We start from the raw sequence: 21,997 nt of genomic DNA, 5'->3' as shown, positions 1-21,997 counted from the left end.
GAGGCGGCGGAGGCGCCGGGGGCGGGCGTGCCGCGGCCCGGGCCGCCGCCGGCGGACGAGCCGTCACCGGTGAGAGCGACGCCTGTGGTGAGTACGGCGGCTCCCGTGAGCACGGCGGTTCCGGTGACCGTGAGGACGAACACCGTGCGCCGTGCGCGCGGGGCGGGGCGGTGGTGTCCTCGCCGGGGACCCGGACGCGCGGACGGCGCCCTCACCGCGGGAGCCTCTGGGCGGTGCGGGTGCGGGGGTCCGTGCTCCTGGCCGTGCGCCCCGCTGGACCGCCGGCGGTCATGATCTCCATGTCGGCACTATGCCAGTAAGGTGTGCTTATATAACTGATTGCGCCTTTCGTGGACGTCCGCGCGGGGCCGGATGACGGCCGTCCTCATCGCGCCGATCTGCCGAGGCGTCATTGCGGGGTGGCCCGTCTCCCCCGTAGAACACGGGCCATGAGAAGACGGTTAGTCATGTCCATGCTCGCCGGGGCGGCCCTTCTGGTGAGCACGCTCTTCGGCCCGGGTGCCCGGGCCGCCCAGGCCGCGGCCGTGCCCGCCGAGTTCGGCACCGACTGGCACGACCCGGTGACCGCGGCTCCGCCCGTCGACCGGCCGCACACCCGCTCGTGCCGGGTCACCCTCGCCGACGTGCAGTTCCGCGACTTCACGCCCTACCGCGGCAGCTACACGCCTCCCCGGGGCTGCGGCGACCGCTGGAGCAGGGTCGTGCTGCGCCTGGACGGCAAGGTGAAGGGCCGTCAGTACGACCGAATCGGCTACCTCCACGTCGGCGGTGTCGAGATCCTGCGCACCTCCACGCCGGAGCCCTCGCCCGACGGCATCGAGTGGCACGTCGAGAAGGACGTCACCCGCTACAGCGACACCTTTCGCGGCGCGCGGGACGTCGAGATGCTGATCGGCAACGTGGTGGACGACACCTACACCGGTGTCATCGACGTGCACGTCACCCTGACCTTCTACGCGGGCCGTCCCGCGACGCCCGCACCCGACCGGGTGCTCACCCTCGCCGACACCTCGGCGGGTACGACGCTCACCACCCCGCGCAACAGCGAACGGATCGTCGCCGAGGTGTACGCGACCGGCTCGGGCGGCGGCTGCGAGGAGTTCTGGTACCTGACCGTGGCCGACCCGGCGCCGTACTCGTGCAAGGCCGACCGCGGGCCGTACCGCGAGGTGCAGATCAGCGTCGACGGCAAGCTCGCCGGCATCGCGGCGCCCTTCCCCAACGTCTGGACCGGCGGCTGGTCCAACCCCTTCCTCTGGTACGTCGTCCCGGCCCCGCGCGCCTTCGACGTGCGGCCCCTCGAATACGACCTCACGCCCTTCGCCGGCCTGCTCAACGACGGCCGGCCGCACCGCGTCGAGGTGTCCGTCGTGGGCGTCCCCGCGGGACAGTCGGGCTGGAGCCTTCCGGTGAACGTACTGGTCTGGCGGGACGCCCACCGGGCCCATGTCCCCGGCGCGCTCACCGGCGGCACGGCGACCGGCCTCGCCAACTCCTCGGCCTTCACGCCCGGCACGGAGAACCGGGTGCGGACCGACGCCGGGCACCGGCTCACCGTCTCCGGCTATCTCGACACCTCGCACGGGCGCGTGACCACCACCGTCACCCGGACGCTCGCCAACACCTCCGTCCACCGCTGGACCGAGGGTGAGAACACGGACGGACTCGACGCGACCTGGACCGACGACGAGACCGTCACCGTGGGCAGTGCGGGTGCGGGTGCGGGAGCGAAGGGGAGTACGGATACGCGTGCAGGTGCGGGAGCCGAGAGGGGAGCCGGCCTCGAAGGTGGAGGCGGAGGCGCAGGCGAAGACGCAGGCGGAGAGGGTGTCGGGCACGGCCCGGCGCGGACGACGCACACGCACCGGACGTACACCGTGAACGGTGCCACCACCGTCGGCCCGGACAACCGGCTGCGCACCGTGCTCACCCTCGGCGACCGGGCGTCGGCCGTCGCGAGCGCCGGCGGCCGCCGCACCAGCTGGTCGCGGCTGGACGACACCTACCGCGGCGACGCCGCGTACACCCTCGACGTCCCGCGCGACCAGCGGCACGCTGTCGGTACGTCGGCAGAGCGCTACCGGCTCATCGGCCCGGACGGTTGCCACGACCGGACGCTGGCCACGGTCCAGGGCGTGCTGACGGAGGACCGCAGCCGCTGCTGATCCCCGGTGGCACGGGCCGCCGCCTCGTGCGCGGGACACCCGGCCGGCCGCACACGGCCCCGCTCCCTCGACGGCGGCGGGGCCGTCGCCGCTCGCCGGCGCCAGGGGATGTCGTGTCGTTCGACGACGGCCGGGCGGCACCCCCGCCGATCAGCAGGGCTGGACGGCATCCCCGTCGATAAGCAGCACTGCACGGCATCCCCGCCGATCAGCAGCGCCGGGCGGCGTCCCCGTAGATCAGCAGCGCTGGCCGGCGTCCCCCATGGATCAGCAGCGCTGGCCGGCGTCCCCCATGGATCAGCAGCGCTGGACGGCATCCCCGTCGATCAGTGTGTCCAGCAGCACGCCGAGCACCTGGCGCTCCTTCTCCGTCAGCGGCGCCAGTATCTCCTCGGCCGCCGAGTGCCGGGCGCCGCGCAGTTCGCGCAGGGCCGACCGCCCCTCGTCCGTCAGCTCGATCCGGGTCACGCGCCGGTTCGTCGGATCCGGTGCCCGCCGTACCTTGCCGCTCGCCTCCAGCCCGTCCACCAGCGTGGTCACCGCGCGCGGCACCACCTCCAGGCGCTCGGCGAGGTCGGCCATGCGCGGAGGGGAGGCGTAGTGCGCGAGGGTGCGCAGCAGCCGGGACTGGGCCGGGGTCACGCCCAGGTCGCGCTCTTCCAGATGGCGCTTCTGGATGCGGTGCACCCGGCGGGTGAGCCGTAGCAACTGCTCGGCGAGCAGTCCGTCGGGATCGGGGGTGGTCATGCGGGAACAATATCAGGATGCCGTTCATTGTGAGTATAGGTAACAATGAGCTACGATCCGTCAGTCCCCGCCGGTCCGCCCCGGGCCGGCGCCCGTTCCCTCCGTAGGAGCCCATGCGTCCCGATCGTGAAATCTCCTGGACCCCACCTGCCGACGCCGGCGAACAGCCCCGGCAGGTGCGCCGCATCCTGCGGCTCTTCCGCCCCTATCGCGGGCGGCTCGCCGTCGTCGGCCTCCTCGTCGGAGCCTCGTCGCTGGTCTCGGTGGCCACCCCGTTCCTGCTGCGGGAGACGCTCGACGTCGCCATCCCCCAGGGCCGTACCGGCCTGCTGGGCCTGCTCGCGCTCGGCATGATCCTCAGCGCCGTCCTGGCGGGCGTCTTCGGCGTGCTCCAGACGCTGATCTCCACCACCGTCGGCCAGCGGGTCATGCACGACCTGCGCACGGCGGTCTACGGCCGCCTCCAGCGCATGTCGCTCGCCTTCTACACCCGCACCCGGACCGGCGAGGTGCAGTCCCGCATCGCCAACGACATCGGCGGCATGCAGGCGACCGTCACCTCCACCGCCACCTCCCTGGTCTCCAACGTCACCGGCGTGGTCGCGACGATCGTCGCGATGGTCGCGCTGGACTGGCGGCTGACGGTCGTCTCCCTGCTCCTGCTGCCGGTGTTCGTGTGGATCAGCCGCCGCGTCGGCAACGAGCGCAAGAAGATCACCACCCAGCGGCAGAAGCAGATGGCCGCGATGGCGGCCACGGTCACCGAGTCCTTGTCGGTCAGCGGCATCCTGCTGGGCCGCACCATGGGCCGCTCCGACTCGCTGACCTCGTCCTTCGCCGCGGAGTCCGAGCGACTGGTGGACCTCGAAGTCAGGTCGAACATGGCCGGGCGCTGGCGCATGGCCGTGATCACGATCGTCATGGCCGCGATGCCCGCGGTCATCTACTGGACGGCCGGTCTCGCCCTCCGGTACGGCGGTCCCGAGGTCTCCCTCGGCACCATCGTCGCCTTCGTCTCGCTCCAGCAGGGCCTGTTCCGTCCGGCCGTGAGCCTGCTCGCGACCGGAGTCCAGATCCAGACCTCGCTGGCGCTCTTCCAGCGCATCTTCGAGTACCTGGACCTGCCGGTCGACATCACCGAGCCCGAGCGGGCGGTCCGGCTGGACCAGGTCAAGGGTGAAGTCCGCTTCGAGGGCGTCGACTTCCGGTACGACGGCAAGGGCGGCCCGGTCCTCGACGGCGTCGACGTCACCGTGCCGGCCGGCGGCAGCCTAGCCGTCGTCGGCCCGACCGGGGCCGGCAAGTCCACGCTGGGCGCCCTCGTGCCCCGCCTGTACGACGTCACCGGTGGGCGGGTCACGCTGGACGGGGTGGACGTCCGCGACCTGGACTTCGACACCCTCGCCCGCGCGGTCGGCGTCGTCTCGCAGGAGACGTACCTCTTCCACGCCTCGGTGGCCGACAACCTGCGCTTCGCCAAACCGGACGCCACCGACACGGAACTGCGCGCGGCGGCCGAGGCGGCGCAGATCCACGACCACATAGCCGCACTGCCCGACGGTTACGACACGATCGTGGGCGAACGCGGCCACCGCTTCTCCGGCGGCGAGAAGCAGCGTCTGGCGATAGCCCGCACCATCCTGCGCGACCCGCCGGTCCTCATCCTGGACGAGGCGACCAGTGCGCTCGACACCCGCACGGAAGCGGCCGTCCAGAAGGCCATCGACGCCCTGTCGGCCGACCGCACGACGATCACCATCGCCCACCGGCTCTCCACGATCCGCAGCGCCGACCAGATCGTGGTGCTGGACTCCGGACGCGTCGCCGAACGTGGCACGCACGACGAACTCCTGGAGCAGGACGGCCGGTACGCGGCCCTGGTGCGCCGGGACGCGCAACTGCAGCCGACAAACTGAATATATGCCGGGTTTGTGACTGTATGCGTATTACCGTGCCCGCATGCAGACGAACACTCCGTCACGGAGCAGGATCCGACTGACACGCCGGGGCAGGCTCGCCGTCGTCGTGGCCGGCGCCGTCGTCGCCGGCACGGCCGTGGCGGTGCCGCTGCTGACGCTCGCGGGCGGCCACGAACAGGGCAAGCCCGTCGCCCTGGTCATCCCGGAGGGCTGGCGCGCGAGCCAGGTCTACGACGCGATCGACAAGACCCTCAAGCTGCCCGCGGGCACCACGCGCAAGTCCCTCGACAAGGCCGCACTGCGGCTGCCGAGCGAAGCCGGGGGCAATCCGGAGGGCTATCTCTACCCGGCCACGTACCAGGTCCGGGAGGGTGCGAGCCCGGAGTCGCTGCTGCGGACCATGGTCGAGACCGCCAGCCGGAAGCACAACGGCGCACCGGTCGCCGCCGGGGCACAGCGCAACGCGATGAACGTCTACCAGACGGTCACCATCGCCAGCATCGTCCAGGCCGAAGCCGCCACGAAGGTGGACATGGGCAAGGTCGCCCGGGTCGTCCTCAACCGGCTGGAGCGCGGCATGCCGCTGCAGATGGACTCGACCATCAACTACGCGCTGAACCGCAACACTCTGCGCACCACCCAGGACGACACGCAGATCGCGAGCCCGTACAACTCCTACCAGCGCATGGGCCTGCCGCCGACGCCGATCGACAACCCCGGTGAGGAGGCGATGCGTGCCGCCCTCAACCCGACGCCGGGCGACTGGCTGTACTTCGTCGCGGTACGGCCGGGGGACACGCGGTTCACCGCGGACTACTCCGAGCACCTGCGCAACGTCGCCGACTTCAACGCCCTCCACCAGAGTGCGGCGGCTCAGCCCTCGGGCGGCAGCCCGACGGACCCGACAGGTTCGACCGTCCCGGCCGCCCCGTGGACCGCGGGCAGTTGAGCCCGCCGGACATCACGCCGCGAGCGGTTCCTCGGCCAGCAGCCGCCTGATGTCCCGTACGGCCGAGCGGCCGGCCCGGTTGGCCCCGACGGTGCTGGCCGAAGGGCCGTAGCCGACCAGGTGGACCCGCGGATCGGCGACCGCCCGGGTGCCCTCCACCCGGATGCCGCCACCCGGCTCGCGCAGCCGCAGCGGGGCGAGGTGGCGCAGCACGGCACGGAAGCCCGTCGCCCACAGGATCACGTCGGCGGCCACCTTCCGCCCGTCCCGCCACTCCACGCCGTCCGGGGTGATCCGGTCGAACATCGGCCGCCGCTCCAGCACCCCGTCCGCGAGGCCCTGACGGACGGCGTCGTCGAGCGGCAGCCCGGTGACCGAGACCACGCTGCGCGGCGGCAGCCCCTCGCGTACCCGCTCCTCCACCAGTGCGACGGCCGCGCGGCCCGCCTCCTGATCGAACGGCCCCTCGTGGAAGACCGGGGGCCGCCGGGTGACCCACGTGGTCGCGGCGGCGTACGGGGCGAGTTCCAGCAGATGCTGGGTGCCGGAGGCGCCACCGCCCACGACGACGACCCGCTGCCCGGCGAACTCCTCGGGGCCGGTGTACTGCGCGGTGTGCAACTGCCGCCCGCGGAAGGTCTCCTGACCGGGGCTGCGGGGCCAGAACGGCCGGCCCCACGTGCCGGTCGCGTTGATCAGCGCCCGCGTCGACCAGTCGCCGTCCGACGTCTCCACCAGCAGCCTCCCCCCGACGCCCGCACGCACCGCGCGTACCGCCACAGGGCGCCGTACCCGCAGGCCGAAGGTGCGCTCGTAGCGGTCGAAGTACTCCCCGACGACCTCGGCCGACGGCCGCGCCGGGTCGGCGTCCGTGAGCTCCATGCCGGGCAGCGCGTGCATCCCGTGCACCTTCCCGAACGTCAGTGAAGGCCACCGGAACTGCCAGGCACCGCCGGGCCGGGGGGAGTGGTCGAGGACCACGAAGTCACGGCCCGGCCGAAAACCGGTCCGACGCAGGTGATAGGCGGCGGCCAGGCCGGCCTGCCCCGCGCCGATGACGACGACCTCGGTCTCGCGTGCAGCGTTCACGCCGGTGCCAACAGGACCCGGTCCGCGGATCTTCCCCGGTGGCCGGGACCAGGTCACGTGCGGTGGGGTCCGCGACACACGCCCGCGCCGCCGGGTGTGAGACGCGGCGTGTGGGTGAGGATGAGGACATGTCCGATGCCTTCACCACGCGCATGCTGCACGTCTCCACCGGTTCCCGGGAGCGTGTCGTCGACCTGACCGCCGACTGCGAGGAGTTCCTGCGGGAGGCGGCGGCCGGCCGGGACGGTCTGCTCAACGTCTTCGTCCCGCACGCCACCGCCGGGATCGCGGTCATCGAGACGGGCTCCGGCAGCGACGACGACCTCCTCGCCGCCCTGCACACCCTGCTGCCCGCCGACGACCGCTGGCAGCACCGGCACGGCAGTCCCGGCCACGGCCGCGACCACGTCATGCCCGCCATCGTCCCGCCGCACGCCACCCTCCCGGTGATCGGAGGACGCCTGGAACTGGGCACCTGGCAGTCGGTGTGCCTGGTGGACACCAACAAGGACAATCCCGACCGCCGGGTGCGGCTGAGCTTCCTGGGCTGAGCCCCGCGGCCGGGCGGGAGGATCAGCCGCGGTCCGCGCCGCCGGCCTCCTTCTCCTTCTTCAGGTTCTTCAGCCGCACGGTCTCCTTGCGGACCTCGGCCTGGGTGGCGCGCTCCTTCTCCAGCCACTCGGGCCGCTCCTGCTTGAGCGCCTCGATCTGCTCGGTCGTCAGCGCCTCGGTGACACCGCCCCGCGCCAGACCGGCGATGGACACGCCCAGCTTGGCGGCCACCACCGGACGCGGGTGAGGGCCGTTGTCCCGCAGCTCGCGCAGCCACTCCGGCGGATCGGCCTGCAGCTCGGCGAGCTCGGCGCGCGACACCACACCCTCCTGGAACGAGGCGGGGGTGGCGGGGAGGTACACACCCAGCTTCTTCGCCGCGGTCGCGGGCTTCATCGTCTGGGTGCTCTGCTGCGACTTCATGACTCCAAGGGTATCGGCCGAGTGCGGCGGCGCCGACCACGGCCGGTGCGGGCGTCCTGCCGACTGCCGGTAATCTGGCCTGGTGACAGGCTCGCAGGAACCACAGTCGTTCCGGCTCGCGTACGTTCCCGGAGTGACGCCCGCCAAGTGGGCGAAGATCTGGAACGAGCGCCTGCCCGACATCCCGCTCACCCTCGTCCAGGTCCCGGACGCCGAGGCGCCCGGGCTGCTGCGCGCGGGCGAGGCCGACGCGGGCTTCGTCCGGCTGCCGGTGGACCGTACGTTCTTCAGCGCCATCCCGCTCTACACCGAGACCACCGTGGTCGTGGCCCCCAAGGACCACCTGATCACGGCCGCGGACGAGGTCACCCTTGCCGACCTCGCCGACGAGGTGCTCTTCCACCCGCTGGACGACGTCTTCGACTGGGACGCCCCGCCGGGAGAAGCGGCCTTCGAGCGCCCCGCGACGACGGCGGACGCCATCGAGCTGGTGGCCGCCGACGTCGGCCTGCTGATCGTGCCGCAGTCGCTGGCCCGGCTGCACCACCGCCGGGACCTCACCTACCGGCCGGTCGTCGACGCGCCCCAGTCGAGCGTCGCCCTGTCCTGGCCGGAGGAGGCCACCACCGACCTGGTGGAGGACTTCATCGGCATCGTCCGCGGACGCACCGTCAACAGCACCAGGGGCCGTACGGCGGCGAAGAACGACGACCAGGGCAGACGCGCGGACGGGGGCGGCGGCCGGCCGACAGCGGCGGGGAAGTCGCAGGCCAGGTCGTCAGGGTCGTCGTCCGGGAAGCCGGCCGGCCGCACGGCACGCGCCCGCACGGGCGGCGGCAAGCAGGCCAAGCCTGCCAAGCGGGGCAAGCCGCGCCGGAGATCGTGACGGCGCCGCCCCACCCGACTAGGGCGTCGTGGCAGGGCGTCCGCGTCGCTTCGGGGATCGTGACGAGGCCGTCCGCGTCGCTTCGGGGATGGTGATGAGGGCGTCCGCGTCGCTTCGGGGATGGTGATGAGGGCGTCCGCCCCGCTCCGGGGATCGTGACCGTGGCGTCCGCCCCGCTCCGGGGATCGTGACCGCGGCGTCCGCCTCGCGCCGGACATCGGCACGGAGGCCGGCCGTTCGGCGCCTGAGATCTCCGTGAGGCGGGGCCGGGCCGCCGCCCACCGCTCAGGAGCGGGGTCGCACGCCCTCTTCGAGGCCGTCCTCTTCCCAGCCCGGACCGGCCGTCTCCCCGGCCCTCTCCCGCTCCGGCCGCACCTGGCGCTCCCGCAGGTCGGCGACCGCCAGTGCCAGCGCGACCAGGATGATCCCCACCGAGGACAGCAGCCCGAGCTGCATCGCCGTCTCCGCGCGGCCGTGGTTGGCGAGGTGGGCGAAGTACACCGAGCCCACCACCGCGATCCCGGCCGCCGAGCCGACCCGCTGGCCCGTCTGGAGGACACCCCCGGCCGCGCCCGCACGGTTCACGGGCACCCGGGTGAGGGTGAGCGTGGTGTTCGGGGAGACCGTCATCCCCGACCCGATGCCTCCGACGAGCAGCGGCAGCGCCGACGCCCAGCCCAGGTTCGGCCCGGGCACCAGCTGCACCGCCGCGACGACGCCGAGCAGTCCCACGGCCACGCCCGCCAGTCCGATGACGACGAGCCTGCGGCCGAAGCGCAACACCAGCCGGCCTCCGAGGGCGGCGCCGATCGCGGAGGCCACCGCGAAGGGCAGGACCGTGAGCCCCGACGCCAGCGCGCTGTACCCCAGCCCGTTCTGCAGATACAGGGCGTACAGGAAGAAGACGGTGGTGAAGCCCGCGAAATAGGTGAGGCTGATCAGAGCGCCGAGGGTGAACGAGCGCAGCGAGAACAGGGCCAGGTCCACCAGAGGGGCCCGTCCGAGCGTGCCCTGCCGTTTCTCCCACACCCAGAACGCGCCCAGCAGCACCAGGGCCACCGGTAGCAGCGCCCACTTCTCGCGGCCGGTCCACTGCTGCTCCTGCACGAGGGGCAGCATGAGAGCGAGGACGCCGGAGCCGAGGAGCAGCACCCCGAACAGGTCGAACTCCTCGTGCTTGCCGGGCGCCGGCAGCCTGGGCAGCAGCCGGAGCCCCGCGGCGAAGGCGGCCACTCCGATCGGCAGATTGACGAAGAACACCCAGCGCCAGCCGTCGTCGGTGCCGGCGGCATCGATCAGCAGGCCGCCGACCAGGGGGCCCGCCGCCGTCGACACCCCGATGACCGTGCCGAGCACCCCGAACGCCTTGGCCCGTTCGGAGCCGTGGAACATCTGCTGGATCAGCCCGGAGGTCTGTGGGGCGACCAGGCCCGCCGCCGTGCCCTGGATCAGCCGGAAGAACACCAGCCAGGTGGGGCTGGCCGCCAGCCCGCAGGCCAGCGAGGCCACCGTGAACAGGGCGAGCCCGATCAGGAAGGCCTGCCGCCGGCCGCGCATGTCGCCCAGCCGGCCGGCCGGGACCAACGCGAGGCCGAAGGTGAGGGCGTACCCGGAGACCACCCATGACTGCACCGCCTCCGAGGCCCCGAGACCGCGTTCCAGCGAAGGCAGTGCCACGTTCACGATCGAGGTGTCGAGGAGCGAGATGAAGCCCGCTGCCAGACAGACCCCGAGCGCCTTCCACCGCCGCTCGTCGGGGGCGGGCCGGGTCTGTTCTGTGCTCATGGGGTCACGCTATGCAGTCGGGGGCGATCGCGCATGCCGAGGCGCGGCCGGCCACCGCGGACCGGGACCCGGACCTCCCCCGTGCTCAGCGGGCGGTGTCCCGCAGCCAGGCGTAGGCCGCCCGCGCCGTGAACTCCCGCTGGCCGCCCCGCAGCAGCAGGGACGCCGCGGCGAACCCGTCGGCCTCCGCCTGGGCGTGTACGTACGGGATCGCGATGCAGCGCATCCCGGCCGCGTGGGCCGCACGGGCACCGGGGTCCGCGTCCTCCAGCACCACGCAGTCGGCCGGGTCCGCGCCGAGCCGGCGGGCCGCCTCCAGGAAGACGTCGGGGGCGGGCTTGCCGTGGGCCACCTCGTCGGACGAGACCACGGTGCGCAGGTGGGCGGCCAGACCGGTGCCCGCCAGGATCGTGTCGATGGCCTCCGGCGAGGAGCCCGACGCCACCGCCATCGGCACGTTCGCGGCGGCCAGCAGCTCCACGAACGTGCGCATCTCCGGGTAGACGGGGGTGTGGGCGCGGGCCAGGTCCAGATAGCGGCGGTTCATCGCGGTCAGCAGCTCGGCCACCGGGGCGCGCAGCCCGTGTCGGTCCCGCCAGATCTGCACCGTCTCGCGGGTGCTGACCCCGACGTAGCTCTCGTGCTCCGCCCAGGTGAAACCGGGGACGCCGTACTCGGCCAGGGTCTGCCGGCTCGCCTCGTAGTAGTTCGGCTCGCTGTCCACCAGCGTTCCGTCCAGATCGAATACGACCGACAGGGCGCCAAGATCGCTCATGGCGTCCAGGATGCCCCACGGTCAGGCGCGGGACGCCCGGCCGACCGACTCCACCAGGGGCAGCAGCCGGTACGGGACGCGCTCGCGGAGCGCCACCTCGGTACGGGTGCGGACCACGCCCGGGAGGCTGATCAGCTTCTGGATCACGTCCTCCAGATGGGCGTTGTCCCGGCCCACCACCCGGGCGAGCAGGTCCCCGCCGCCGGTGATCGAGAACGCCTCCACGATCTCCGGTACGGCGGCCAGGGCATCTCCGACGTCGTCCAGGTGACCCTGGGTGACCTCGATGTGCACGAAGGCCAGGACGGGGTGTTCCAGCGCGGCCGGGGACAGGGAGGGCCCCGTCCCGGTGATCACGCCGTCCCGCTCCATGCGGTCCAGCCGTGCCTGGAGCGTGCCGCGGGCCACGCCGAGGATGCGGGCGTACTCGCGCACGCTGGTGCGCGGCTGCTCCAGAAGCAGCCGCAGGATGCGGGTGTCGAGTTCGTCCACGGCCATGATGCCCGACTGTACCAATGGCCCATCGTCGGCGCCTGCCCGCACCTCCTCCCACCTGGGCCGTTGGCACCACGATGGGGCAGCGGCGGCCGATTGGTGCTGGGCCAATGGCTCAGTGAATCAGGCAACACTTGAGCCAGTGACCTCGGGGATGCTCTCATGGGCCTGTCGATGGCGCTGCGGATCCCGCGGCGCCTTTTCTGTGCCGGTGTCTCCCGGGGAGGGCAGCAGTGCTGAAGAGGGTGTTCGTGGCTCCGGATCCGGGCCGGGCGCGGTTGCGCTTCGCCGCGCGGGCGGTCCTCGGCATCGGACTGGCGGTCGCGGTCTGCGCAGCGGCCGGGCACTCCCTCGCCGGCGCGGTCACCGGCGGTCTCGCCGCGCTGCTGGCGCTGTTCACCGTCACCGACCCCACCGTGCGCGGCCAGGCGGTCACCACCGCCCTGCTGCCCGCCGTGGGCCTGCCGGTGCTCGCCGTCGCGGCCGGGCTGCACGCCCTCCCCGTCGCCCGCGACCTGGCCTTCCTGGCCGTCGTGGGCGCCGGCGTCTACGCCCGCCGCTGGGGCCCGCGCGGGCACAGCCTCGGCGTGTTCGCCTTCATGAACTTCTTCGTGGCCCAGTTCCTCCACGCCACGCCCGAACGGCTGCCGGAGCTGTACGCCGCCGTCCTGCTGTCCGTGCTCACCGCGGCCGTCGTGCGGTTCGGCCTGTGGTGCTACGAACGCCGGCTGCCCCCGGCCGCCGTACCCGCGCCGCCCGCCGGGACCGGCCTGGCCCGGGTGACCACACGGCAGGCCGTCCAGGCGACGGCCGGCGCCGGGTTCGCGCTCGTCGTGGGTCAGCTGGTGTCGGGACAGCGCTGGTACTGGGCCGTCGGCGCCACCTGGTGGATCTTCGTCAACACCGCCTCGCGCGGCGAGACGCTGGTCCGCGGCTTCCGCCGGGTCCTCGGCACGGTGATCGGGATCTGCCTGGGCTTCCTCGTCGCCGTGCCCGTCGACGGCGCGCCGGTCCCGACGGCCGTCCTCGTGGCGGTCGCCGTCTTCGGGATCTTCTACACGGCCGCCGTCTCCTACACCTGGATGATGCTCTGGGTGACCGTGCTCGCCGAATCTCTCTACGGCCTCCTCGGCGTCCTCAGCCCCGGCCTGCTGGCGCTGCGGCTCGCCGAGACCGGCGTCGGCGCGCTCGGTGCCGCCCTCGCCGTCGCGTGCGTACTGCCCGTCACCACGCACGCCACCACCGACGCCTGGATCCAGCGGGCCCTGCGCTGCGTACACGCCTGCACGGCCGAGGCCGCGGCCCGCCTCGCCGGCTCCGCCACGGCCGACCCGGCGCCCCGCGTCGCGGAACTGGAGCAGCTGCTCGGCCGGGTCCGGCTGTCGGTGGCACCGCTGGTGCACCCGCTGAACCCCATGCCGGAGCGCAAGGCCCGGGCCCGCCGGGTCCTGGCGCTCCTCGACGACTGCGCCCGCGAGGTCCGGGGCCTGGTGGCGATCGCCGCCGACCCGGTGGCCTCGCACGACGCCCGCCTCGCCGCCGCCTGCTGGCGCGTGGAGACCGCCGTCGAATCCCTCACCGCGGGCCGTACCGAGCCCCTCGAGCACGCCGCCGAACCGCCCGCCGAACCCGCCCTGGCACACCTGCACGGCCTGGAGCGCGCCCTCGCCGACCTCGCCGAGCCCCTGCGCACACCGTCCGGTTCGCGGCTCGTCGGGGCCTGAGCGGCCGGGCGGAACGCGGGCCGTCCCACGCCGACCGCCCCGCCGTACCCCTCTTGGTCTAGACCGCGACTGATCGGCTGCTACCGTCAGCCCGGACTGGCTCGACTGGCTCGACCGAGAGGGGACAGTGGTGGCACAGGACGGCAGGGCGGGCAGGCGCCGGGCGTTCATCGGATCGTTCACGGCGGCGGGCGGCCCCGGACTGGTGACCGCCGAGGTCGCGCCCGACAGCGGGGCGCTCACCCTCGTGGACGCCGTCAACGACGTCCCCGACCCCTCCTACCTGGCCCTCTCCCCGGACGGGCGGATGCTCTACGCGGTCAGTGAGACGGCCGAGGGTGCCGTCGCCGCCTACCGTGTCGGCGACGGCAGGCCGGAGCCCGCCGGCGCACCCGTACCGGTGGGCGGCAGCGGACCCACCCACCTCAGCCTGTACGCCGGACACGTGCTGACCGCCAACTACGGCTCCGGCAGCGTCACCGCCGTGCCCCTGCGCCCGGACGGCACGCTCACCCGGGCGCCCTCCGGGCGGCTGCAGCACACCGGCTCCGGTCCGCACGACCGCCGCCAGCGCGGCCCGCACGCCCACCAGGTGCAACCCGACCCCAGCGGCCGATGGGCCGTCAGCGTCGATCTCGGGACCGACTCGGTCCGGGTGTGCACCCTCGTCGGCGGCAGCCCCGCCGTGCACCGCGAGATCGCCCTGCGTCCGGGCTCCGGCCCGCGCCACCTGGCCTTCCACCCGGACGGCGAGCACGCCTACGTGGTCAACGAACTGACTCCCACGGTGACGGTGTGCCGCTGGGACGCCGCGGGCGGCTCGCTGAAGCCGCTGACCGAGGTGCCCGTGCTGCGGGACGCCCCGGCCGGCGACGCCTACCCCTCGGGGATCGTCGTCTCGCCCGACGGCCGCTTCGTGTGGACGGCCACCCGCGGCGAGGACGTCCTGTCGGTCCTCGCCGTCGTCGCCGACGGGCTCCGGCTGACCGGGACGGTGCCGTGCGGCGGACGCTGGCCCCGCGCACTGGCCGGGTACGGCGGTCACCTCTACGCGGCCAACGAGCGCTCCGGCGACGTGTCCTGGTTCGCCGTGGACGAGGCGACGGGCATCCCCCGCTACGACGGCTCCGTGCGGGTCACCGCGGCCTCCTGCGTCGTCCTCGGCTGACCACCGGCCCCGGACGCGGGCAGGGCCCGCTCCGGGACGGGAGCGGGCCCTCGTGGCGTGCGGGGACGCCGGAGGCCGGCGGCCGGGTGTGTCAGCGGACCGGGGTGCCCTGCGGCTGCTGCGGGGCGATGCCCAGCGCCGTCGTGTACTTGGCGAGAGCGAGCTTGCCGATCGCGGGGTACGCGCCCAGCGCCTCGGCCGTCGCGCAGCCCGCCTCCTCGGCCGCGGCGGCCAGCAGCCCCAGGTCGATCTCCGGACCGATCAGGTACGGCGCCAGGGCCAGCTGCTGCGAGCCGGAGGAGCGCAGCTGCTCGGCCACGGAGGAGATGGAACCTTCCTGGTCCAGGGCCGCCGCGATCACCGGCACGGCAAGCCGCGCGGCGAGCAGCATGCCGGTGATCCCGGCCGCCTGCACGGCCTCGTCACCGCCCACGGAGGCCAGGACGATGCCGTCGGCGGCGGTGGCCACCGTGAAGAGCCTGGCCCGGTCGGCGCGGGCCAGGCCGGCCTCCGACAGCCGCACGTGCAGCGCCTCGGCGAGCAGCGGGTGCGGGCCGAGGACATCGGTCAGGTCGGCGGCGACCCGGCTGTCCATCACGGCCTGACGGATGCGGCGCAGCAGCGCGCTGTCCGGGCCGGCCAGCAGCGGGACGACGACCGCGACCGGGCCGTCGGGCTCCTTGATGCCCTCGACCCCGGCGGCGACGGCCTGCTCGTAGCGGGCGGTGCGCTCCTCGGCGGCACGCGCCAGCACGGAGCGGAGCGTGGGGAACTCGGACTCGTCCCCGTCCAGGTAACCGATCCGGGCGTCCAGGCCGGGCAGCTCGGAGCGGGCGATGCTCACGACCTCCTCGGCGAGGCTGCGCGTGGCGGTGGTGGGCACACCGGGCACCGCGAGGACGAGCGCGGGCGCGCCCTCGGGAGCCACCAGCGGTTCCGGACGGCGGTGGCGTCCGGGCTGGCGGGGTCGCGGCATTCGTACGGGCAGGCCGGACGCGGGTCCAGTGGGGGAGCTCATGGCGCCGCATGTTACTGGTTTCGTGAGCTCCTCCGTTCGGGGAGGGTGCAGGTGAGCGGTATCCGTCCGGTTTTGTCTGATGAGTTACGCGCACATGACGCCCGTTTTAGGCACATGCCGGACGCATACCCCGACAACCGGGCAGAAGCGTCGGCGTGATGGCTCCGCCCCGACAGCGGGACGGGACCGTCGGCGTGATGGCTCTGCCCCGACAACGGGACGGAACCGTCGGCGTGATGGCTCTGCCCCGACAACCGCACGGGACTCTCGGCGCGATGCCTCCGCCCCGGCAACCGGACGGAACCGTCGGCGTGATGCCTCAGCCGCCGGGACCGCGGCTCACGCACAGCATCGCCGGCTCTCTCGGCAGGGTGAGCCGGTCCGCCGCCAGGTCCGTCGCGATCCGCACCGAGCCGTGCAGCGGATCCCCCTCGGCCTCCACCCGCCGGGCGTGCGGAAGCCTGCGCGCCAGCTCCGCCCGCAGCGGTCCGAGGAGCGGCTCACCCATCTTGAACAGGCCACCGGTGAGTGCCACTTGCGGTGAGCCGTCCGCCGGGCACACGGCCGCGGTGGAGGCCGCCATGTCCCGGGCCGCCGCGCACAGGATGTCCGTGGCGACCGGGTCGTGCCCCGCGCACACGGCCACCCGGGGCGCGAACGAGGCCAGCACGGCGGCCCGGTCGGCACGCGGATAGAGCAGGCCGGGCAGGCCGCTCACCGGTCCGAACTGCTCCTCCGCGCAGGCCAGCAGGGGTGCGGAGCCGCCGTCCCGGCCGTCGTGGGCCCGCAGCGCGGCCTCCAGTCCGGCCCGCCCGATCCAGGCACCACTGCCGCAGTCGCCCAGCAGATGACCCCAGCCGTCGGCCCGCCGCCAGGCCGTCAGGTCCGTGCCGATCGCGATCAGTCCGGTGCCCGCGGCGAGGACGGCACCGGGTCGCGGCCCGAGGGCGCCTGCGTACGCGGTGACGGCGTCGGCGGCGAGCGCGACCGTGCGCACGCCCAGCTCCCGGGCGAGGGCGCCGGGCAGTTCGGCGCGCAGGGCATCGCCCAGGCTGGCGAACCCGGCGGCGCCGACGACGGCCGTACCCAGACCGTCCAGTCCCGCCTCGGCGGTCAGGGCGCGGGCCACCGGGACGAGTTGCGTCATCAGATGGCCGGGGTCGATGCCCCGCGCACCCGTGCGGACCGGTTCCCCGGTCTCGCGCCGGGCCGAGGGCTCCCGCCCGGGGACACCGACGGCCACCCGGAGGCCGGAACCGCCGGAGTCCACGGCGAGATACCCCGACGTGGTCATGGCAGGCGCCAGTCCACCGGCTGCCCGCCCTGCTGGATCAGCAGGTCGTTGGCCCGGCTGAAGGGGCGCGAGCCGAAGAAACCGTTGTCTGCCGACCTGGGCGAGGGATGGGTCGACTCCACCGCCGGCAGACGGCCCAGCAGCGGACGCAGGTTGCGGGCGTCACGCCCCCACAGAAGGGAGACCAGCGGCTTGCCACGCGCCGCCAGCGCCCGGATCGCCTGCTCGGTGACCTCTTCCCAACCCTTGTCCCGATGCGCGCCCGGACGGCGCGGCGCGGTGGTGAGCGCCCTGTTCAGCAGCAGAACGCCCTGCTGCGTCCACGGTGTGAGATCCCCGGTGGACGGCTGCGGCAACCCGAGGTCGCTGTTCAGCTCGCGGAAGATGTTGATCAGGCTGGGCGGCAGCGGACGCACCTCCGGCGCCACGGAGAACGACAGGCCCACCGCGTGACCCGGCGTGGGATACGGGTCCTGACCGACGATCAGGACCCGTACCTCGTCGAAGGGCTGCTGGAAGGCCCGCAGGACGTTCGGCCCGGCCGGCAGGTAGGTGCGTCCCGCGGAGATCTCCGCGCGCAGGAAGTCGCCCATCTCGGCGATCCGTCCCGCGACGGGCTCCAGGGCCTTCGCCCAGCCCGGTTCGACGATTTCATGCAGAGGTCGTGGTGCCACGGGCGCCACCCTACTGCCGTGCGCCCGTCGGCGATCAACCGATGGCCTGAGCCCACCGGAGCACGCGGAAGCCCGGTTGTGCCCGTCGGAGGCCGCGGGAACGTGATTGTGTCCGCCGGAGCCCGCGGGAACCTGGTTGTGTCCGTCGGAGGCCGCGGCAGCCTGGGGGAGCCTGGGGGCGCGGGGGAGGAGCCCACCGGGCCGTGCCCGTCGCCCCGTGCCCGTCGCCCCCATGCCCGGCGGGCGCCTCTGCGCCCCCGGGAGCGGGCCGGGAAGCCTCGTCGCGACGCCGCCCGGTGCCCGTCGCCCCCGCGCCCGTCGGCCGCCCCTGCGCCCCCTCCTGCTCGCTCCGCCCCCTCCTGCTCGCTCCGCCCCGTCCTGCTCGCTCCGCCTCTCCTCCGTCCGTCCCCCGGCCCCGCCGGCGCCCGCGGTCAGCCGACCACCGCCGCCCGCACGCACAGGACGTCCGGGAGGTGAGTCGCCAGCGTCTGCCAGCTGTCACCGTCGTCGGCCGAGGCGAACACCTCGCCGTTGCGGTTGCCGAAGTACACCCCTGCGGGGTCGCAGTCGTCCGTGCACAGCGCGTCCCGCAGCACAGTGCCGTAGTGATCCTCCGCGGGCAGGCCCTTGGCCAGCGGCTCCCAGGTCACGCCCGCGTCCGCGGTGCGGAAGACCCGGCAGCGACGCTCGGCGGGCACACGGTCGGCGTCGGCGTTGATCGGGAAGACGTACGCCGTGCCGCCCCGGTGGGGGTGCGCGGCCACCGCGAACCCGAACGTGGTCGGCAGATCCGCGCCGATGTCGGTCCAGCGCCCGCCCGCGTCGTCGCTGCGGTACACCCCCCAGTGGTTCTGCAGGTACAGCCGGTCCGGGTCGCCGGCGTCCCGGGCCACCTTGTGCACGCACTGGCCGAACTCCGGGGACGGGTCCGGCAGGAAGACCGCGGAGATCCCGGAGTTGGCCGGCGACCAGCTCGCCCCGCCGTCGCGCGTGCGGAACACCCCCGCCGTGGAGACGGCCACCGTCACGGCCCGCGGATCGCGCGCGTCCGTGAGCACCGTGTGCAGGCCCTCACCACCACCGCCCGGCACCCACTGCCCGCGGGTCGGGTGCTCCCACAGCGGCCGGACCAGCTCGAAGCTCTCGCCGCGGTCCTCCGAGCGGTACAGCGCGGCCGGTTCCGTGCCCGCGTACACCACGTCGGGCTCGGCGGCGGCCGGGTGCAGCTGCCAGACGCGCTCCAGGGAGGCTCCGGTGTCCTTCGGGAACTTCACGGCGGGCCGGGCCGGTTCGGTCCAGGTGCGGCCGAGGTCGTCGGAGTGGAACACCGACGGCCCCCAGTGCGCGCTGTCGCCCGCCGCCAGCAGCCGGGGCCCAGGGCCCCGGGTGTCGATCGCCAGCGAGTAGACCGCCTGCGCGTTGAAGTACGGGCTCTCGTCGAACTCCCAAGGGGCACCACCCCGCCGTCGCCCGATGAACAGGCCCTTGCGGGTGCCCACCGCGAGCAGTACCTCGGCCATGCCGATCACCTCCGGGACACCGTTGTCCAGGTAGTCGTCAGATACCGGTCAGTCTGCACCCGACCACTGACACTCTCCTGCGGATTGCGCGTCCGTGCAGGTCAGGGCCTGTGTCGTCGCCCCGTGGGGGACATCGGGCCGGTGCGTTGCGGCATGCGCCTGCGCGAGAGGGGTGTCTCGTGCGACCGTCGGGGTGACGGCTCGTCGTGAGCAACGGAGCGAACTCTCCCGTATGGGAGGGCGGTCCGGCCGGTCGGTGCGCTCGTGAGGAGGATGCCTTTGAAGGCGTTCCGTGGTCCGAAGGTGTGGCTGTGGCGCTGGCGGCGCAACCCGCTCAAGCGCCGGGCCGACGTGGTGGAGGCATGGGTGGTGCTCGGTGCCTGCCTGCTGACCGTCCTGGCCGGTGTGCTCGCGGGTCTCACCGCGACCGGCTCCGTGGAGCACGGACTCGCCCGGGAGCGGGCGGAGCGGCGGCCGACCGTGGCCCGGGTCGTCGCGCGGGCTCCGAAGACGTCCCCCGGGAGGAGCGGCGCTCCTGCCACCGGTGAACGCGCCTGGACCAAGGTCCGCTGGACGGCGCCCGACGGCTCCGCCTGCAGCGGCGAGGTGCGGGTGGCGGCCGGGAGCAGATCCGGCACACCGGTCACCGTGTGGACCGACCCGCGGGGCCGGCTCGTCTCCCAGCCCGTCACGGCCTCCGAGGCCGCGCTACGGGCCACTCTGACAGGCATCCTGGTCGGAGCGAGCGCGGCCGCCGTCCCGTTCGTCGGTGGCCTGGCCGTACGGTTCCGCTTGGAACGCCGGCGGATGGACGCCTGGGACACGGAGTGGTCCCGCCTCGGCCCGCAGTGGGGACGCATGGTCTGACGCATGGTCTGACACCGCGTCCGCCTCGGCGTCCCGGCCGCTCGCCGAGCCGCAGCCGCCTTCACGCGCCCTGCCCCCAGTCCGCGTCACGGCGCACGTCCAGTCCCTCCCACACCCCGTCCCGCCCACTCGACCCGCACTACCTCCCCGTCACGTCCAGTCCGCGACGGCGCCCCCTCCCACACCCCGTCCCGCCCACTCGCCCCGCCAGCCCCAGAGCCCCTCTCGGCACGCTCACGTCCGCGGTACGGCACGTCCCCGTCCGCCTGGTCCCGCCGCGCTCGCCCCGCCTACAGTCCGGCCAGCACCCCCCGGCACGTTCGCAGCAGTTCCTCGTCGTCGGGGATGTCGTGGTGGCCGAACGAGCCGTCACGCGCCGTGTGGCGGCGGGGGTGGGTCAGTTCGGCGGTGACCAGGTCGCGCAGCGGCGCCGCGGCCGGTCCCATCACGGTCAGGCAGCGGGCTATCGGGACGCGGGTGCGCGGGTCCGCCGTCCACGCGGCCCGCAGCAGGGACCGGACCGGATCCGGGTCCCCGGTGACGCGCCACAGCGCGCACGCGGCCGGTACGCGCTCGCGCGCCGGTCCTGACCGGGCGAGCCGGCCCAGCTCGGGCAGCGCGCCGCGAGCGGCCGGGCCCAGCCTGCCGAGCTGCCGTACTGCGCTGCCGCGAAGGCCCGCGTCGGCCTGCGTCAACTCGCGTCGCAGGACGGGGAGTACGGCCGGGGTGTCCCCGTCCGCCGACCACAGCGCACCCGCCGCGACGGCCGCGTGGCGGGTGCGCAGCAGCGGGCGCAGGAGCGGTGCCGCCTGCCCGGCGGCGCCCAGCTCCGTCAGTGTCTCGATCACCTGTCCCACGGCTTCGTCCCACACTCCCGAGCCGTCCGGCACCGCCGAGAGCAGCCGCAGCAGTTCGGGCACGGCCGCCCGGTCACCGACGGCCCTGATCGCGGTCAGCAGCGGGACGGCGAGCGGGGCGGCGGTGGGGGAGGCGAGCGGGATCCGGCCGAGGCGGTGACGCAGCGCGGGGGCCAGCGGAGCCGCGGCCCGGCCGAGGTGGCCGACTTCGAAGCCCAGTCCGGCGGGTGCCGCCGGGCCGGCCAGGAGCTGGGCCAGGGCGGGGACCGCGCGGGGATCACCGCTTCTGGCCAGCGCCTTGAGCGGACCGCCGAGTGTGGGAGAGGAACGCTCCCAGCGGTGCGTCCACAGGTCGGGCCGGGCGGCCACGAGCGCGTACAGGTCGTCCGCGGCCGGCGCGGCCAGCGCGTACAGCTCCGCCAGCACCGAGACGGCCGCGTCCCGTAACCGGTCCTGGTCGGCCCCCAACTGGGCGCCGAGCAACCGCACGGGCCGGCGGTACGCGCCGCGCCAGCCCCGGAACAGCCCTGCCGACATCCAGACGGCATTGCACCGGTCCACCGGATCCGGACTGGTCAGCTGCCCGGTGAGCAGGGCGATCCGGTCGTCCACCCGGTCACCGAGCGCGCCGTGCAGAGTGCGCAGCAGGGCGGCGCCCTGTTCGTCGGATGGCCGCAGCCGTCGTATCCGGCGCACCAGGGTGTCCGTGCCGGCGGGTTCCCCGGGCGGGAGGCGTCGCGCGGACCGCTCGCGCAGCAGCCGCACCGCCACCGGTATCAGGTCGGAGGGGAGCCGGCCGGGCGCGCGGAGCGCCAGCTGGCCGAGCGCCGCGAGCCGCTGCCCCGGCGGGTACGGCGGCGCGCTCTGTTCGGCCAGGAGGTCCAGAGCGCCGTCCGCGTACGCGGGATACCGCTGCGCGAACAGCCCGAGTGCCTCCGTGAGGGCGGGTAGGACACAGTCGTCCCGCTCGGCCGACAGCCGCCGCCGCAGCAGCTCCAGCACCCGCGGGGGATCGTCCAGGAAGCGGACCAGCGCCCCGGCCGCCGCCCGGCGCACCGCCGGGTCCGGG

At 74.0% G+C, this 21,997-nt stretch carries 18 protein-coding genes and 1 pseudogene; 8 read left to right on the top strand and 11 right to left on the bottom strand.

From position 1 onward, the window contains the following. Window positions 1–449: 449 nt before the first annotated feature. On the top strand, window positions 450–2,186 hold the full coding sequence (locus GT045_RS36550) for a peptide-N4-asparagine amidase (protein ID WP_345942869.1): 1,737 nt from the start codon (window positions 450–452) through the stop codon (window positions 2,184–2,186). Window positions 2,187–2,483: 297 nt separating this feature from the next. Here the strand turns inward: GT045_RS36550 and GT045_RS36545 are convergent, their stop codons facing one another. Then, entirely contained in the window at window positions 2,484–2,933 is a 450-nt protein-coding gene (locus GT045_RS36545; protein WP_161336842.1) for a MarR family transcriptional regulator, read from the bottom strand. 113 nt (window positions 2,934–3,046) lie between these two features. Between GT045_RS36545 and GT045_RS36540 the strand changes: the two genes are divergently transcribed. Together GT045_RS36540 and mltG are read left to right on the top strand one after the other, a co-directional pair. Further along, complete coding sequence (locus tag GT045_RS36540) at window positions 3,047–4,849, top strand: ABC transporter ATP-binding protein (protein WP_161336841.1); 1,803 nt, start codon at window positions 3,047–3,049, stop codon at window positions 4,847–4,849. A 43-nt stretch (window positions 4,850–4,892) separates the two neighbouring features. Beyond that, the gene (gene mltG, locus GT045_RS36535) at window positions 4,893–5,801 is read left to right on the top strand and encodes an endolytic transglycosylase MltG (protein WP_161288310.1); all 909 of its coding nucleotides are present in this window, start codon (window positions 4,893–4,895) and stop codon (window positions 5,799–5,801) included. Window positions 5,802–5,813: 12 nt separating this feature from the next. Here mltG and GT045_RS36530 read toward each other — a convergent pair whose 3' ends face one another. Next, entirely contained in the window at window positions 5,814–6,890 is a 1,077-nt protein-coding gene (locus GT045_RS36530; protein WP_161336840.1) for an NAD(P)-binding domain-containing protein, read from the bottom strand. A gap of 128 nt (window positions 6,891–7,018) precedes the next feature. Between GT045_RS36530 and GT045_RS36525 the strand changes: the two genes are divergently transcribed. Further along, on the top strand, window positions 7,019–7,441 hold the full coding sequence (locus GT045_RS36525) for a secondary thiamine-phosphate synthase enzyme YjbQ (protein ID WP_161288315.1): 423 nt from the start codon (window positions 7,019–7,021) through the stop codon (window positions 7,439–7,441). Between the two features lie 22 nt (window positions 7,442–7,463). Here the strand turns inward: GT045_RS36525 and GT045_RS36520 are convergent, their stop codons facing one another. After that, entirely contained in the window at window positions 7,464–7,865 is a 402-nt protein-coding gene (locus GT045_RS36520; protein WP_161336839.1) for a DUF5997 family protein, read from the bottom strand. Between the two features lie 82 nt (window positions 7,866–7,947). On the opposite strand from GT045_RS36520, the gene GT045_RS36515 reads away from it, so the two are divergent. Beyond that, a complete protein-coding gene (locus GT045_RS36515; protein WP_345942868.1) occupies window positions 7,948–8,751 on the top strand; it encodes a LysR family substrate-binding domain-containing protein in 804 nt (267 codons plus the stop codon). Window positions 8,752–9,036: 285 nt separating this feature from the next. Here GT045_RS36515 and GT045_RS36510 read toward each other — a convergent pair whose 3' ends face one another. From GT045_RS36510 to GT045_RS36500, 3 genes are all read right to left on the bottom strand, one after another. Further along, a complete protein-coding gene (locus tag GT045_RS36510; RefSeq protein WP_161336838.1) occupies window positions 9,037–10,536 on the bottom strand; it encodes an MFS transporter in 1,500 nt (499 codons plus the stop codon). A gap of 85 nt (window positions 10,537–10,621) precedes the next feature. Then, window positions 10,622–11,311 (bottom strand): HAD family phosphatase, encoded by a 690-nt coding sequence (locus GT045_RS36505; protein WP_161336837.1) that lies wholly within the window; start codon window positions 11,309–11,311, stop codon window positions 10,622–10,624. 21 nt (window positions 11,312–11,332) lie between these two features. Continuing rightward, complete coding sequence (locus GT045_RS36500) at window positions 11,333–11,809, bottom strand: Lrp/AsnC family transcriptional regulator (RefSeq protein WP_202515237.1); 477 nt, start codon at window positions 11,807–11,809, stop codon at window positions 11,333–11,335. A gap of 230 nt (window positions 11,810–12,039) precedes the next feature. Here GT045_RS36500 and GT045_RS36495 point away from each other — a divergent pair, with 230 nt between their 5' ends. Both GT045_RS36495 and GT045_RS36490 read left to right on the top strand, forming a co-directional pair. Then, window positions 12,040–13,530, top strand: coding sequence for an FUSC family protein (locus GT045_RS36495; RefSeq protein ID WP_161336836.1), 1,491 nt, complete (start codon window positions 12,040–12,042; stop codon window positions 13,528–13,530). A 130-nt stretch (window positions 13,531–13,660) separates the two neighbouring features. After that, complete coding sequence (locus GT045_RS36490) at window positions 13,661–14,698, top strand: lactonase family protein (RefSeq protein WP_161288324.1); 1,038 nt, start codon at window positions 13,661–13,663, stop codon at window positions 14,696–14,698. Between the two features lie 91 nt (window positions 14,699–14,789). Here the strand turns inward: GT045_RS36490 and GT045_RS36485 are convergent, their stop codons facing one another. From GT045_RS36485 to GT045_RS36470, 4 genes and pseudogenes are all read right to left on the bottom strand, one after another. Beyond that, window positions 14,790–15,716 carry a hypothetical protein gene (locus GT045_RS36485; RefSeq protein ID WP_202529363.1) on the bottom strand — a complete coding sequence of 309 codons (927 nt, stop codon included), beginning with the start codon at window positions 15,714–15,716 and terminating at the stop codon, window positions 14,790–14,792. Between the two features lie 319 nt (window positions 15,717–16,035). Beyond that, window positions 16,036–17,010: a BadF/BadG/BcrA/BcrD ATPase family protein gene (locus tag GT045_RS36480; RefSeq protein ID WP_161288326.1), complete on the bottom strand. Its 975-nt coding sequence runs from the start codon at window positions 17,008–17,010 to the stop codon at window positions 16,036–16,038. Further along, on the bottom strand, window positions 17,007–17,684 hold the full coding sequence (locus GT045_RS36475; RefSeq protein ID WP_161288328.1) for a uracil-DNA glycosylase: 678 nt from the start codon (window positions 17,682–17,684) through the stop codon (window positions 17,007–17,009). The genes GT045_RS36480 and GT045_RS36475 overlap by 4 nt, the downstream gene beginning before the upstream one ends. A gap of 431 nt (window positions 17,685–18,115) precedes the next feature. Next, a pseudogene (locus tag GT045_RS36470) lies at window positions 18,116–19,271 on the bottom strand (exo-alpha-sialidase). Window positions 19,272–19,477: 206 nt separating this feature from the next. Here GT045_RS36470 and GT045_RS36465 point away from each other — a divergent pair. After that, window positions 19,478–20,071, top strand: a complete 594-nt coding sequence (locus GT045_RS36465; RefSeq protein ID WP_202529362.1) for a hypothetical protein — start codon at window positions 19,478–19,480, stop codon at window positions 20,069–20,071. A 290-nt stretch (window positions 20,072–20,361) separates the two neighbouring features. Here the strand turns inward: GT045_RS36465 and GT045_RS36460 are convergent. Further along, window positions 20,362–21,997: HEAT repeat domain-containing protein (locus GT045_RS36460; protein WP_161336834.1), on the bottom strand; the 1,636-nt coding region annotated here is incomplete at its 5' end.

Origin of the sequence: Streptomyces sp. SID486 (assembly GCF_009865385.1) — a bacterium.
Taxonomy (GTDB): Bacteria; Actinomycetota; Actinomycetes; order Streptomycetales; family Streptomycetaceae; genus Streptomyces.
Note: the sequence above shows the minus strand (reverse complement) of the source record. Positions and strands in the feature narration are given on the sequence as shown.